14 protein-coding genes are annotated in these 13,181 nt (G+C 42.6%); 7 read left to right on the forward strand and 7 right to left on the reverse strand.

The features are described from left to right. The first annotated feature begins 20 nt into the window (after positions 1 to 20). Positions 21 to 986 (forward strand): MBL fold metallo-hydrolase, encoded by a 966-nt coding sequence (locus tag NG55_RS13535; protein WP_065343611.1) that lies wholly within the window; start codon positions 21 to 23, stop codon positions 984 to 986. Positions 987 to 1,047: 61 nt separating this feature from the next. Here NG55_RS13535 and NG55_RS13540 read toward each other — a convergent pair whose 3' ends face one another. After that, positions 1,048 to 1,629, reverse strand: a complete 582-nt coding sequence (locus NG55_RS13540; protein ID WP_171068304.1) for a LysE family translocator — start codon at positions 1,627 to 1,629, stop codon at positions 1,048 to 1,050. A gap of 401 nt (positions 1,630 to 2,030) precedes the next feature. On the opposite strand from NG55_RS13540, the gene NG55_RS13545 reads away from it, so the two are divergent. Next, complete coding sequence (locus NG55_RS13545) at positions 2,031 to 3,653, forward strand: oleate hydratase (protein ID WP_065343554.1); 1,623 nt, start codon at positions 2,031 to 2,033, stop codon at positions 3,651 to 3,653. Positions 3,654 to 3,763: 110 nt separating this feature from the next. Here the strand turns inward: NG55_RS13545 and NG55_RS13550 are convergent, their stop codons facing one another. From NG55_RS13550 to NG55_RS13565, 4 genes are all read right to left on the reverse strand, one after another. Further along, positions 3,764 to 4,282, reverse strand: coding sequence for a hypothetical protein (locus tag NG55_RS13550; RefSeq protein ID WP_065343612.1), 519 nt, complete (start codon positions 4,280 to 4,282; stop codon positions 3,764 to 3,766). Positions 4,283 to 4,289: 7 nt separating this feature from the next. Beyond that, the gene (locus NG55_RS13555) at positions 4,290 to 4,898 is read right to left on the reverse strand and encodes a hypothetical protein (protein WP_065343555.1); all 609 of its coding nucleotides are present in this window, start codon (positions 4,896 to 4,898) and stop codon (positions 4,290 to 4,292) included. Positions 4,899 to 5,001: 103 nt separating this feature from the next. Continuing rightward, the gene (locus NG55_RS13560) at positions 5,002 to 5,769 is read right to left on the reverse strand and encodes a class I SAM-dependent methyltransferase (RefSeq protein ID WP_065343556.1); all 768 of its coding nucleotides are present in this window, start codon (positions 5,767 to 5,769) and stop codon (positions 5,002 to 5,004) included. A gap of 100 nt (positions 5,770 to 5,869) precedes the next feature. Then, positions 5,870 to 6,547 carry a DUF1345 domain-containing protein gene (locus NG55_RS13565; RefSeq protein WP_065343557.1) on the reverse strand — a complete coding sequence of 226 codons (678 nt, stop codon included), beginning with the start codon at positions 6,545 to 6,547 and terminating at the stop codon, positions 5,870 to 5,872. A gap of 186 nt (positions 6,548 to 6,733) precedes the next feature. Here NG55_RS13565 and NG55_RS13570 point away from each other — a divergent pair, with 186 nt between their 5' ends. From NG55_RS13570 to NG55_RS13585, 4 genes are all read left to right on the forward strand, one after another. After that, on the forward strand, positions 6,734 to 7,282 hold the full coding sequence (locus NG55_RS13570) for a TetR/AcrR family transcriptional regulator (protein ID WP_065343558.1): 549 nt from the start codon (positions 6,734 to 6,736) through the stop codon (positions 7,280 to 7,282). Between the two features lie 13 nt (positions 7,283 to 7,295). Next, a complete protein-coding gene (locus NG55_RS13575) occupies positions 7,296 to 8,942 on the forward strand; it encodes an MFS transporter (protein WP_016541657.1) in 1,647 nt (548 codons plus the stop codon). A 20-nt stretch (positions 8,943 to 8,962) separates the two neighbouring features. Continuing rightward, positions 8,963 to 10,129 (forward strand): HlyD family secretion protein, encoded by a 1,167-nt coding sequence (locus NG55_RS13580; RefSeq protein ID WP_065343559.1) that lies wholly within the window; start codon positions 8,963 to 8,965, stop codon positions 10,127 to 10,129. Positions 10,130 to 10,195: 66 nt separating this feature from the next. Then, positions 10,196 to 11,062, forward strand: a complete 867-nt coding sequence (locus tag NG55_RS13585) for a 1-aminocyclopropane-1-carboxylate deaminase/D-cysteine desulfhydrase (protein WP_065343560.1) — start codon at positions 10,196 to 10,198, stop codon at positions 11,060 to 11,062. 44 nt (positions 11,063 to 11,106) lie between these two features. Here NG55_RS13585 and NG55_RS13590 read toward each other — a convergent pair whose 3' ends face one another. Beyond that, positions 11,107 to 11,472 carry a DUF4870 family protein gene (locus NG55_RS13590; protein ID WP_016541654.1) on the reverse strand — a complete coding sequence of 122 codons (366 nt, stop codon included), beginning with the start codon at positions 11,470 to 11,472 and terminating at the stop codon, positions 11,107 to 11,109. Between the two features lie 140 nt (positions 11,473 to 11,612). Here NG55_RS13590 and NG55_RS13595 point away from each other — a divergent pair, with 140 nt between their 5' ends. Continuing rightward, complete coding sequence (locus NG55_RS13595; RefSeq protein ID WP_065343561.1) at positions 11,613 to 12,809, forward strand: BaiN/RdsA family NAD(P)/FAD-dependent oxidoreductase; 1,197 nt, start codon at positions 11,613 to 11,615, stop codon at positions 12,807 to 12,809. A gap of 40 nt (positions 12,810 to 12,849) precedes the next feature. Here NG55_RS13595 and NG55_RS13600 read toward each other — a convergent pair whose 3' ends face one another. Further along, positions 12,850 to 13,029, reverse strand: a complete 180-nt coding sequence (locus NG55_RS13600; RefSeq protein WP_016541652.1) for a hypothetical protein — start codon at positions 13,027 to 13,029, stop codon at positions 12,850 to 12,852. Between the last annotated feature and the right edge of the window lie 152 nt (positions 13,030 to 13,181).

The raw sequence follows: 13,181 nt of genomic DNA on the forward strand, positions 1-13,181 counted from the left end.
ATAAATGAGAGAACATGTTAATGAAAAATTTGAACCTCCTATTACTAACCCTAACTCTAAGCACAACAGCCATCACTACCCAAGCTACTGAATCCACCACCCAACAACAAAAACAAGTCGCTGGTTACTACCAACTCCAAGTCGGTGACGTACAAATTACCGCCCTGCTCGATGGCACCAACTTTATGTCCCCAAGCTTGTTTAAAGATATTTCCCCACAACAAGTCCAACAAATCCTGAAAAAGTATTACGCTGATCAAGACAAAGGCGTACAGACTTCAATCAATGCTTTCCTCGTCAATACTGGAAAATCATTGGTACTCGTCGATAGCGGTGCTGCCAGTTGTTTTGGTGCACATTTAGGCTCGATTCTAAAAAACCTCAAGGCTTCGGGCTACAAACCTGAACAGGTCAATACTATTTTACTTACCCATTTACACCCCGACCATGTCTGTGGCATCAGTAAAGATGGGATTGCCAACTTCCCCAATGCAACCGTGTACGTTTCTAGTGATGAAGCCAATTACTGGCTCGATCCAAAACAGGCCGCTAAGCTTCCAAAAGACCAACAAGCGGGTTATGAAGGAACGGTTAAGCACATTAAGCAAGCGATTGCGCCTTACCAAGCCAAGCAACGCTTTAAAACTTATAAACTCGGTGATGAGATTCAAGGCTTTAAAGTCATTAACACGGCGGGACATACGCCCGGTCACTTTAGCTATGAATTAAAAACTAAGGGCGAAAGCGTGGTGTTTATTGGAGATATTGTGCATTCACATACTGTGCAATTTGATAAGCCTGAAACTGCGATTGAATACGATATTGATCCGAAAAAAGCGGTTGCTACACGCTTAAAACAATTTGCTGATTTTGCCAAGAATGGACAAACCATTGCAGCTCCGCATTTACCTTTCCCGGGCATTGGCCATATTTATTCAGCCGATGGAAAAAGCTATCAATGGATTCCTGTACACTTTAAAGATTAAGCTGAACAAGCTGATTTTAGGCAATAAAAAAGCGACCTTCTCGGTCGCTTTTTCTGCTCTATTATTTCATACCAAAGATCAGCTTTAATCCCAGCAAGGTCATGACACCACCCGCGATGCGATCAAATATCGATTTTGATTTTAAATAAACTTTGCGTGGGCCTTCGGCTGACAGCGCCACTGCAACCAGCGAGTACCAACCGGCATCAATAAAGAAACACAGCATTGGCAACACCACATAGTAATAACTTGGAATCTCTTTCGGTAATAAGGCGGTAAAAATACTGGCCAGAATAATCGCAATCTTCGGATTACTGAGCTGAGTAATCAGCCCTAAACGAAAGGCTTGTGCATAGCTCATCTGATTCACAGTGCCATTCACCGCTTCCATCGGTTCTTTGGCATGTTTGATAATTTTATAGGCCAGCCAAAGCAAGTACAGACCACCAAATATTTTTAGCGCGATATAGGCAGAAGGCACCGCCAATAGAATCGCTTGCAAGCCCATGACTGCAAGCAAACCAAATAAAGCTGCACCCGTCCCTGTTCCCAAGGCGGTAAACAGTCCATGCTTACGAGAAATCGCAATTGAGTTTTTAGCCACATAAATAAAGGTAGGGCCAGGGCTGATTGCCCCCAACATTAACGCCAAAGCAATTGAGCCTAAAATCAATAACGATTCCAAGTGAAACCTCTAGATTAGAATAATTTTCAAATATTAATTTTACTGAAAAAGTAGAGCGAGAAGATATAAAAATTTTGACTAATCTCAGCAATTTTTGAGAGCTCCAAGCCGATGTCATCTGATTAGAAAGCAACAAAGTAGAGCAAAGACTCAATTTATAATGAATATCAAATACTTAAAAATAGCATATTTATCTCCGCCATAAATCAAGTATCCGATTTTTCTATAAAACTAATTTTATGATCAAAATTTGTCATCCATTTTAGTGTAACTTTCATTTATTTTTAGCAACTTAAATCCCATAATAAAATTATGGATTAAATTCATTTTCATCAATAACGATAACCGAGGCACATCAGATGCAAACTAAAAAACTGAAAACTTTAGACCCTTCACAATCACATCTCTGGATCATTGGCGGCGGTATTGCCGGCATGGCGGCAGCAGCCTTTGCCATTCGTGACGCCAAAGTACCCGCCCAAAACATTCATATTTTAGAAGAGCTTGAGGTTTCAGGTGGTTCAATGGATGGTGGACATAACCCACTCAATCCCAATCATGCTTGGGTGACGCGAGGCGGACGAATGCTGACCGATGAAACCTATCTCTGCACATGGGATCTATTCTCTAGCATCCCCTCACTGGAAGATCCCAATATTTCTGTCCGTGAGGAATGTCGCGATTTTAATGAAAAAATTAAAACCCATGCCCAAGCCCGTTTAATTGATGCGAATCATGTGATTGCAGAGGCCGAAAAGCTCGGTTTATCCACCTTGAATCGTGCACAGATGCTACGCCTGCTGGCACTCAAAGAAGAACGGATTGGCAGCCGTCGTATTGATGAATTTTTTGATGATGCATTTTTCCAAAGCAATTTTTGGCGAATGTGGCGCACCACCTTTGCCTTTCAGAAATGGCATAGTGCAGCAGAATTACGTCGTTATTTCTTACGCTTTATTCAAGAATTACCCCGTATTCATACGCTGGCAGGGGTTAAGCGTACCAAATACAACCAATATGACTCGATGATTTATCCCTTACAACGTTGGCTGGTCGAACAAGGCGTGGATGTGCGCTTTGGCACTTATGTCACTGACGCTGATTTTGTTGAAGACGAGCAGAGTAAAGAGCGTAAGGCAAGCAAACTGTATCTGAATCTGCCAGAAGGCACGGAACAGATTATCTTAGGTGAACATGATTTGGCACTTTTCACTTTAGGTTCGATTACAGCAGATTCACGTTATGGCGGTCAAAATGATGTGCCTGCCCTAATTCGTGATCGACAGGATCATGGCTGGCGCTTATGGGAAACCCTTGCACAAAAAGCACCTGATTTTGGTCGTCCAATGACCTTTAATGGCAATATCGACGAACATAAATGGAAGTCCTTTACCCTGACGCTGCATGATGATGTCTTGCTGAAACGTATCATCGAATACACAGGCAATGAACCGGGAACAGGCGCACTAATGACATGGTTTGAATCAGGCTGGCATCTATCCATCGTGGTGCCTGCACAGCCGCATTTTGCCGATTTACCTACAGGTAAATTCACTCTGTGGGGCTATGGCTTTGAAATTGACCACATCGGTGATTACATCAAAAAACCAATGAGTGAAGCCACTGGGCAAGAAATTGTGATTGAGTTAATTCAGCAACTCGGATTCGACGATATCTTGGATCATGTACTGGCGCATAGTGATATAACCACGGTGATGATGCCCTATGCCTCTGCACTGTTTGCCTGTCGTAAAGCGGGCGACCGTCCCTTACTGATTCCAGAAAATGCTGTTAATTTTGCCTTCTTGGGCCAATTTGTGGAACTCGAGGATGATGTGGTGTTTACCGTGGAATATTCAATTCGTGGTGCCATGCTTGCCATTTATCAGCTTTTAGGTGTAGATCGTGAAGTTCCAGAAATCTATAACGGCTTGCTCGATCCCAAAGTCGGTTTAAAAGCCTTAGAAACCGTGTTTCACTAAATCATTTTGAAAGGCTAAAGATGAAGTAGATCTTGATGATCTACTTCATCCTCCTGATCAGCTCTTAGATCTATGAGCAAAAATTCAGTCAAATTTGCTGAATAGTGCGCTCATTCTTGCAGCAGCAGCTTGCCATTTTCTTTCAGTAATTTTCCATCATAGCTATAAATCATTTTCTTCTGAGCAACTTTTCGCTCTTGCTCCTCACTTTCTGGTGCACCCATAAAGTCAGGCATGCTCACGATAATTTGATTCGGCTTCGCTGAAACCTTGATGAGATCCGAACATGAACCAAAAACAGGCGAAACCGTCACTTTCTGATTCGGACTGATTTTCACAAAATTCAGTTGGATCGGACAACCACTGCCGCCAATGTCTTGCACCAAAACCACATCATCCATGTGTAGTTTATAAATGCCTTCTATTGACAGACCGTTATTGCCCTCAATTTTTGGCAACACCATTTTATGATTAAAATATAGCGTTTCTTGTCCAGTCTCAGGGCTGACTTTAATTTGAACTTGCCCATAACGTGTTTTCTTGACATCTTCCGCAGCAAAAGCAGTCTGTATAGCAACCAATACCGTGGCAGCAAGTACCCATTTCAACATCTTATTTTGCTTCATCATTTTGATTTTACTCATCACCTTGTTTAATGATTTTCGGTTTTAAACTACATGGATTTTCGACCTTGATCTCCTGAAAGTATTTTTCTCCGTCTTCTTCTGCATCATAGCCAAAATTAAACGAAGCATCGCTCTCATCAAAGAAGGTGGAATAGCCAATCTGTCCCATCTCGCTAAACTTTGAATCCTTTTTACTGATGCTGAGATAAGGCTTGAGTTCAGGTAGCCGGTAAAACACCACTTTGTCATGTTCTTTGTCCAATTGCTGTTTGGTCACAAAGCACTTTTGATCGGGTGACATTTTTAATAATTCAAAGAATTCCTGCTGCTTGTTATCTTGATCATACACCGTGAGGATATGCGGATTGCCAGTTGCACCCAACTGAAAACCAATCCGTTTTGGGGTGAATTGATAGGCTCTTGCCGTCTTATTCCATTGCGATATTAAGACCTTTTCTTGACCTTTATAGACTTTGATATAGTCACAGGCATCGGTTTTTACATTACAGTTTCGTTTAATAATTTTGACCTCACCCGCTTGGGCCAAAACTTCTGCTTTAGCCCATAGCGTGCTACTGCAACAGAGCACACTGATTGCTAAAATTAATCTACTTGTCATTTTATAATATACCCAATTGATTTAAGCCGTGGTCTAAGTGCCACAAGATAGACAGCTTATTCTGCTTAGAATAAATTGGGAATTCAATGTTTTATTGCTCGCCTCATTCACATGAGGCTGAAAGTACCAAATACAACACTTCACTGCTAAACGAACCATCTGCTTGAATACGATAATATTGTTGAACTTGATCTGCTGCCTTTTGCTGTAAATCCCGTATGGTCTGGACTGCATATTCAGGGGTTTGCATTCGCTCCGTCCAACTCTTGAACTCTAGATCTAAATATTGCTTTTCAACAGTCTCAACCCTAAAACCTGCATATTCAGCAAAGCGCATCCACTCCTGTAAACTATAATTGCGTACATGGCTTGGATCTCGAATCGTTTCAATGGTCTGAAAGAAGGTATCCATCACGGGATTTGAGTGCCCTAAAATATCGACAATAATCACCTTGCCTTGCGGCACCAATACACGGCGAATTTCCGCCATCGCCTGTGCCACATTTTGCCAATGATGTGCTGAATAGCGCGTAATCACACAATCAAAGCTTTGATCGGCAAAAGCTAAACTCTCCGCTGCACCTTGTACAGCCTTGACATGATCAAAGCCCTTTTGCTTGGCCTGCTGAGCCACTAACTCAACCATTGACGGCGTTAAATCATAAGCCGTCACTTGATCGGTAAAGGGTGCAATTTGATAGCTGACATGGCCACCACCACAACCTAAATCCAACACTTTTTTCAATTGCTGTGACTGGATCAAGTGCTGCATTTTTGCAAACTCAATCCCTTGTGCGTGAACACTACTGTTTAAATAGGCTTGAGATTTATCTTGATATTGCTGTTGATTGACTTGATGCTGGGTACTCATGTTCTTATCCTTGCGTTGTCGGTCTAAATTCAAAATAACCAACAACAACCAAAAATAAAAATGATCAATTTTATACAAATTAATAAAAATAAGTTATTAATTAAAGACCAATCAAACTGGCCGCCACGTTGATCGCCACCGCCAAAATTACGGTATTGAAAATAAAGGCCAACACACAATGAAAAATATTCAGATGTCGAAGCTCTGAGCTGGTAATCGAGACATCAGCGGTTTGTGCAGAAGTACCGATGATATAACTGAAATAGATAAAATCCAGATAATCTGGTTGATCGGTTTTCGGAAAATCTAGACCTGCATCTTGATGACGACTTTTGGCAAGGTAGTAATCATGTGCATAATGAATGGCAAATAAAGTATGCAGTAATAACCATGTCGAGAAAATCGTGCCGATGGTCAGTAAAATGAGTACTGTTTTTAAAATAGGTTGATCTTTGGGGACATGTCCCAACTGCACCACAATCGAAATAAAACAAATCACAATAGCGATCAGCACCACAGTCAAGATCATCCACTTGCCTTCATCCTGCTGTTTGGCACGTTGTAAAATATGGGTGGCGTCCAAGTGCCACATCATTTTCAAGGTCAGAAATAAATACAGCCAAATCGCAATATTCCAACCGAGCTGCAAGCAGGTTGCCCAATGCCATTGCGTGAACAGATGCAAAGCCCCGTAAATCAACAATCCCAAAGAAAAAGTCGCAGACAAATATGGTCGATACTTGATTCCTTTCACTAAACGATGGATGAATCCTTGCATGTTTCACCTATTTGTATTTTTTATGCATGAGTAATTTACCCTTATTTTTTAACACTGTATTGCCTTAGAAAAATCACTCAGAACTGCGATTTTACCGAAATTAAACAAAATAAAGTTTCTCGACATATTTACTTCGGACAAAAATGTCCGTTTAATTCACCCTATATCTCCCAAGAAATTTAGGTCATGGCAAAACGTCAGCAATTGGCAGCGCATAATCGTGATGAACTCCTCAATGCCGCCGAAGAAATCTTCCGCAGGCAAGGGGTTCATGTGCCATTACAAGCCATCATTGATCATGCGGGCGTGGGACGTGCAACGTTTTATCGTAATTTTGCAGATCGTAAAGCGCTGGTGGCTGCCTTGTTGGAACGAGCGATTACACGTTTAGAACAACGGTCGCAGGCTTTACTGGCATTTAATGATGGTTTTATTCGTTTGATTGAAGGTCATATCGAACAACTGCCGCATTTAGTTGTACTGATTGATTACTGGCGTATTATTGATCGGCAAGACCCAATCATGCTAAACATTTATCAAAGACGCGATAAAGCGTTACAGCCACTGATTGATCAAGCCATACAACATCAGCTTTGTCGTCCTGATCTTACTCCACAAGATTTCGGAATGATCACGGCGATCTTGGGGTCTTCATTTCAAGGACATCATGCCTCTGATCAAGTGCGCTTAGCCAAACGAGCAATAGAATTATTATTAAACGGCATTAAAGTTTAGTTCGGGAAATAACATGGATAAAAGCCCTCGCTATCTTGAGACACCTCCAGATTGGTCTGCTGATGAGCGCCCAACCTTACCCGGCTCGCCTGCTGCAATTGCCCATGCCAGACCAAAACGTCTTGCTTACTTCGTTATTGGTCTGTTTATATGTATTGCAGCCAGTTTAAGTAATGGTTTTATCGTTGCGAATTTGCCGATTTTCCAAGGTGAGTATGGCCTGACCCCATCACAGGCAGCATGGCTACCTGCAGCCTATGTGATGGCCAATGTCAGTTCCAACCTCATCTTATTCAAAGCACGGCAACAATATGGCTTACGCCTGTTTTCTGAAATCGGTTTGCTGGTTTTTATTGGTGTACTGATTCTGCATATCTTTGTCAAAACCTATGAAATGGCCTTATTTGTACGTTTCATTGCAGGTCTGGCTGCTGCACCACTGAGTTCGCTGGGGATGTATTACACCATGCAAGCTTTTGGTAAGGCGGATATGGCCAAAGGGATTTATTTGGCTTTCGGCTTTCAGCAACTTGGTCTACCTTTGGCTTGGATCATCTCGCCTTTTCTACTTAGCGCCAATCAGTGGGATGTGATTTATACCTTTGAATTGGGTTTAGCAATTTGCTGTTTTGCCATGGTGGTGGCATTAAAACTGCCTCGCAGCTTACGCTTAGAGGTGTTTGAGAAGCAGGACTTTTTTACCTTTGCCTTGCTCGCCCCTGGTTTTGCTTGTTTGTGTATCGTACTGACCCAAGGGCCTATTTTATGGTGGTTCAATAGCCCTTGGCTGGCTTATACCTTAATTGTCGGTTTTTGCTTGATTGTATTAGGACTTACTTACGAACATTACCGCAGCAACCCACTGATTATGACCCGTTGGTTAGCGGCAGGTGATTTACTCAGTTTTGTAGTCAGTGCCTTTGCCTTACGTTTGCTCATGTCAGAGCAAAGTTATGCCGCAGTTAATTTCCTCAAGACCATGGGGATGGGCCCTGATCAATTTGTACCGCTTTATGTGGTGATCTTTTGTGGCACCATTGCAGGTTCAGTATTCAGCGCGCTGACCTTCCATCGCGAACGTTTAATTTTAAATTTATTCCTTGCTGAAATCCTGATTTTAATTGCCTGTGCCCTGGATTATCACCTGACCAGTGATGTGCGCCCTGCTAACTTCTATCGCAGTCAATTCTTAGTCAGCTTTGCAGGTGGGGTCTTTATCGGCCCGCTGTTGCTGATGGGTTTTATGCGCACCTTACAACGTGGTCCACAATATGTGGTGACCTTTATTGTGCTGTTTTCAGCGACACAGAACTTTGGTGGTTTGGTCGGCTCATCCTTCTTCAACACCTATCAGCAACGCCATACCTATGATTATAAAGTGGAAATCAATAGCAATCTGGATCCCACCGATCCAATTGTTGCACAGCGTTTACAAGCCTATCAGCATAGTGCCATGATCAATACCAATGACCCTGTGCTGCAAAACAACCAAGCCTTGCAGAACCTGAATAAAGTGGTCACCCGTGAAGCGCAAGTCCGTGCCTATAACGATGTGATCGTATTGAACGGTATTTTTGCAGTGGTGTTACTGCTATGGGGCTTATTTAAATACGCACGCAATAAATACAAAACCCGCAAAAATCTGCAAGCAGCCAGTTAATCCTTTTTGATTGAGAAAAGATGATGTCAGAACAAGATAAACCCGAAGAGAATAATGCTCGAACCACGGAGCAAAATGAAACAACGCCAGTAGTAAGGGCGCCTGAAACTGTGGCACAAATGCCACCACCGCCTCCTCCGCCGACCAGTAAGCTAATCAAGACCAAACGCTCGACCCTGTGGTGGATGCTATTGGTATTATTGGTGGGTATCACCATTATCTTATGGGCGTGGCGCATTGGTCCATTCCATACAGCGGTTGAACAAACCGACAATAGCTATGTGAAAGGTAAAACCACCATCCTGTCTTCGCAGATCAATGGCTATATCAAAGATGTGCTGGTCAAAGACTTTGACCAAGTCAAACAAGGTCAAGTGTTGATGCATATTGATGCCACCACCTATGATCAAAAGGTCACACAGGCAGCCTCAGGTGTCGAACAGGCAGAAAACAGTCTTGCCAATCAAACCCAAGCCATTGCACAACGTCAGGCTGATGTTGTCGCGGCACAGGCCAAGCTGGATCAGGTCAAAGCACAATATGATTTATCTGTGGCACAGCTGAAACGCTACCAGCAATTGGGAGATAGCGGTGCTGCATCTAAATCTGAACAAGACAAAGCCGCGGCAGATGCCCAAAATAATCACGCCTTACTGAAACAGGCCGAAGCCAATATCTTGGTGGCACAAGAAGCCTTAAAAACGGCACAAGTGGCGCAGACAGGTTTAAAAGCACAAGTGAATAGTGCACAGGCACAACTCGACCAAGCCAATACCACCAAGGACTACAGCACCATTGTTGCCCCATTGGATGGACAATTAGGTGAGGTTAATCCACGCGTCGGTCAATATGTTGCGGCAGGAACTCAGTTGCTTTATCTGATTCCAACACAGACTTGGGTGATTGCCAACTTTAAGGAAACCCAAATTGCCAATATGAAAATTGGGCAAAAAGCCTCTTTCACCGTCGATGCGATGAATCATCAGAAATTTACCGGACATGTTGAGCAGATTTCCCCTGCGGCAGGTTCAGAATTCAGCGTGCTCAAACCTGACAATGCCACAGGTAACTTCACCAAGGTGGTGCAACGGATTTCAGTCCGTATCGCCATTGATCCGAATCAAAAAGGTATCGAAAACTTACGTCCTGGGATGTCGGTAATTAGCTCTGTGGACACCGACTCCTAATGCAAGACTGACATTCTCAATCAAATCCATTTACAATGTGATCAAATCCATTTCTCTTGTTCGAAAATGTTTGATCACATTGCTTTTCCTCCCCCCTATCAAACATTAGCGTTGCCCAGTTCGGTTCAACTGACGATTAAGCGTTTGGACCTGATTCATCCACAGATTTCAGGCAATAAATTTTATAAGCTAAAATACAACCTGCTTGCAGCACAGCAACAAGGTTTGACCCAAGTCCTCACATTTGGTGGCGCATTCTCCAATCATATTGCCGCAACTGCCTATGCCGCCCAGCGCTTTGGCTTTGAAAGTATTGGCCTGATCCGAGGTGAAGAACTTGCGACCCGTGACTTAAACCCTACCCTACAGACAGCACAAGATTTTGGCATGCAACTACATTTTGTCAGCCGGGCTGAGTATCGACTGCGCCATGAAGTGGAATATTTACAACAACTACAACAGCAATATCCTCAAGCCTTTATTGTTCCAGAAGGTGGCAGCAATGCACTTGCACTGCAAGGAACACAGGAAATTTTAAGCGAAGATGATCGAAAGAATTATGATGTGATTTGTTGTGCAGTTGGAACAGGTGGCACTATTGCGGGCTTAATTGAAAGCAGTTCAGAACAACAACAGATTTTGGGCTTTTCTGCATTGAAAGGCGACTTCCTAAAACAGGATATTCAGCAGTGGACCAAGAAAAGTAATTGGTCTTTAACCGATGCTTATTGTTGTGGAGGTTATGCCAAAACCACAACCGAACTCCTGCAATTTATGCAACATTTTGAGCAACAATATGCAATTCCTTTGGAACAAGTCTATACCGCCAAGATGATGATGGGGCTATTCGATTTAATCCAACAGCCTTATTTTCCTGAAAATAGCCGTATTTTGGCAATCCATACCGGTGGTTTACAAGGACGCTTAAAATAAAAAAGCCACCCTCAAGTGACTTTTCATCTGATCGAATCAAGTGCTTAAAACCAGCCATCACCAATCGGCTTATTGTCCATAAACACCACTAAGCCTTTGACAATGCGATAAATAAACCAGATTGATGCTGCAAAGAGAATCGGAATGCCAATGAGTACAAAAGACAAAATAAAACCAATGATTGCAGCAATGAGCGTGATCCAAAAGGTTTTGATTTGCCATTCAAAATGACTGGCCAACCATGTTCCTTTAACTTCATCGCGTTTCATATAATTCATAATAATCGCAGCAATACTGGTCAATCCCACAAAAATACTGGCTGCATAAAGCCCATATATAATTAAGGTATATTGTCTAAGTGAATCTTGCTGATTCGGCGGTGTGTCTTCTAAAAAAGTCTTATCATTCATTATTGTTATCCCCTTTATTGAGACCAATTTTATAACATGCTTTGATTTTAAAAGTATCTTTTTTAATCAAACAATCGACATACTCAAAAGGCTTTAAATCTTTTATAATTGCCCGCTTTTCCTCCCTTGAGTATTTCCCCATGGTTCATCAAGTTGATGTTGTTGTTTTAGGTGCTGGTGCATCGGGCTTGATGTTGGCTGCAGAAGCAGGCAAACGTGGGCGCTCGGTTGTAGTATTGGAAAAGGCCAATAAAGTCGGCAAAAAGATTTTGATGTCAGGTGGTGGTAAATGTAACTTTACCAATCTGGAGGTCGAACCGGCCAATTATCTGTCTGAAAACCCGCATTTCGTCATCTCAGCCTTAACCCGTTATACCAACTGGGACTTTATCGGTTTGGTCTGTGAATACGGCATTGAGTATGAAGAACGCAAACACGGGCAATTATTCACCCTCAAAGGCTCAAAAGAAATTCTGGAACTTTTACTTTCAGAATGTGACAAAGCCAAACAGGTTCAGATTCAAACCCACTGTGAAGTACAACAAGTGAAGGCTCAGGCGGATTCAAGTTTTATCATTGAAACCAGTCAAGGGACTTATCACTGTGAGTCTTTGGTGGTGGCAACTGGCGGTTTATCCATTCCCACACTTGGTGGCTCAGGTTTTGGTTATGAACTGGCACAACAGTTCGGACACCATGTCTTCCCAACTCGTGCAGGTCTGGTTCCCTTCACCTTCTCAGACCAGTTTAAAGAAGTCACCACCCGCTTGAGTGGCAATGCCTTAGATGCCACTTTGGTCAACGATCGTCATCAATTTACCGAAGCTTTGCTGTTTACCCATCGTGGTCTCAGTGGTCCAAGCTCACTGCAACTTTCGAACTACTGGCATGTTGGGGAAAGCTTTAAAATTGATTTCTTCCCAAGCCAAGACTTTGCACAATTTTTTAAAGACAAGAAAAAGTCACAGCCTAAAGTTCTACTACGCACCTTAATCAGTGAATTTACCGCCAAAAGTATCGTACTTGAATTACAACAACTGATTTGGGCAGAACAAAGTGAAACGCCAATTGGCAACCTCAGTGATGTACAGCTCGAACATATTGCGGCGCAATTGCATGCCTTTACGGTAAAACCATCAGGCACGGAAGGCTATCGTACTGCCGAAGTCACGCTCGGTGGGGTAGACACCAGCGAAGTCTCTTCCAAAACCATGGAAAGTAAAAAACAGAAAGGCCTCTATTTTATCGGTGAAGTACTCGATGTAACGGGACACTTAGGCGGCTATAACTTTCAGTGGGCATGGTCTTCTGCGCAAGCCGCAGCTCAATTCGTTTAATGCAATCTCATACTGCGGGCTTAATTCGGTATAGCCCGCTTCAGTTACGTTGCTCGGAAGAATTTGCCGCTTCTGAAGTTGTGATGTGCTGCGTACTTTCAATACTTTTCTCTTTCGAAGAGTTTGATTTAGCAACCACAAACTTATAAGCACTCGCCAAGAATCCAACCGTAATCCCTGCAATAATAATCGGTGCGAATACTCGATTTGGCCTCTTCATTTCATTCTCCTATCGACTTTTTATTTAGAGACTATTGATACTTGAGCGATAAATGAATTGCTTTTGAGGTCAAATTTTTTCATTAAAGCCTTTGAACCCGCTTAAAACACCCGATTACAATCCCAAATAACACTCAATAGCGCTGATACAAA

Source organism: Acinetobacter gyllenbergii, from assembly GCF_001682515.1.
GTDB lineage: Bacteria > Pseudomonadota > Gammaproteobacteria > Pseudomonadales > Moraxellaceae > Acinetobacter > Acinetobacter gyllenbergii.

What these genes read in the sequence shown, in the direction of transcription:
- NG55_RS13585 (WP_065343560.1), top strand. Translation starts at nt 10,196, where the DNA reads ATGTTTGATCACATTGCTTTTCCTCCCCCCTATCAAACATTAGCGTTG.
- NG55_RS13540 (WP_171068304.1), bottom strand. Translation starts at nt 1,629, where the DNA reads ATGTTGGGGGCAATCAGCCCTGGCCCTACCTTTATTTATGTGGCTAAA.
- NG55_RS13535 (WP_065343611.1), top strand. Translation starts at nt 21, where the DNA reads ATGAAAAATTTGAACCTCCTATTACTAACCCTAACTCTAAGCACAACA.
- NG55_RS13550 (WP_065343612.1), bottom strand. Translation starts at nt 4,282, where the DNA reads ATGATGAAGCAAAATAAGATGTTGAAATGGGTACTTGCTGCCACGGTA.
- NG55_RS13590 (WP_016541654.1), bottom strand. Translation starts at nt 11,472, where the DNA reads ATGAATGATAAGACTTTTTTAGAAGACACACCGCCGAATCAGCAAGAT.
- NG55_RS13560 (WP_065343556.1), bottom strand. Translation starts at nt 5,769, where the DNA reads ATGAGTACCCAGCATCAAGTCAATCAACAGCAATATCAAGATAAATCT.
- NG55_RS13600 (WP_016541652.1), bottom strand. Translation starts at nt 13,029, where the DNA reads ATGAAGAGGCCAAATCGAGTATTCGCACCGATTATTATTGCAGGGATT.
- NG55_RS13595 (WP_065343561.1), top strand. Translation starts at nt 11,613, where the DNA reads ATGGTTCATCAAGTTGATGTTGTTGTTTTAGGTGCTGGTGCATCGGGC.
- NG55_RS13565 (WP_065343557.1), bottom strand. Translation starts at nt 6,547, where the DNA reads ATGCAAGGATTCATCCATCGTTTAGTGAAAGGAATCAAGTATCGACCA.
- NG55_RS13545 (WP_065343554.1), top strand. Translation starts at nt 2,031, where the DNA reads ATGCAAACTAAAAAACTGAAAACTTTAGACCCTTCACAATCACATCTC.
- NG55_RS13570 (WP_065343558.1), top strand. Translation starts at nt 6,734, where the DNA reads ATGGCAAAACGTCAGCAATTGGCAGCGCATAATCGTGATGAACTCCTC.
- NG55_RS13575 (WP_016541657.1), top strand. Translation starts at nt 7,296, where the DNA reads ATGGATAAAAGCCCTCGCTATCTTGAGACACCTCCAGATTGGTCTGCT.
- NG55_RS13555 (WP_065343555.1), bottom strand. Translation starts at nt 4,898, where the DNA reads ATGACAAGTAGATTAATTTTAGCAATCAGTGTGCTCTGTTGCAGTAGC.
- NG55_RS13580 (WP_065343559.1), top strand. Translation starts at nt 8,963, where the DNA reads ATGATGTCAGAACAAGATAAACCCGAAGAGAATAATGCTCGAACCACG.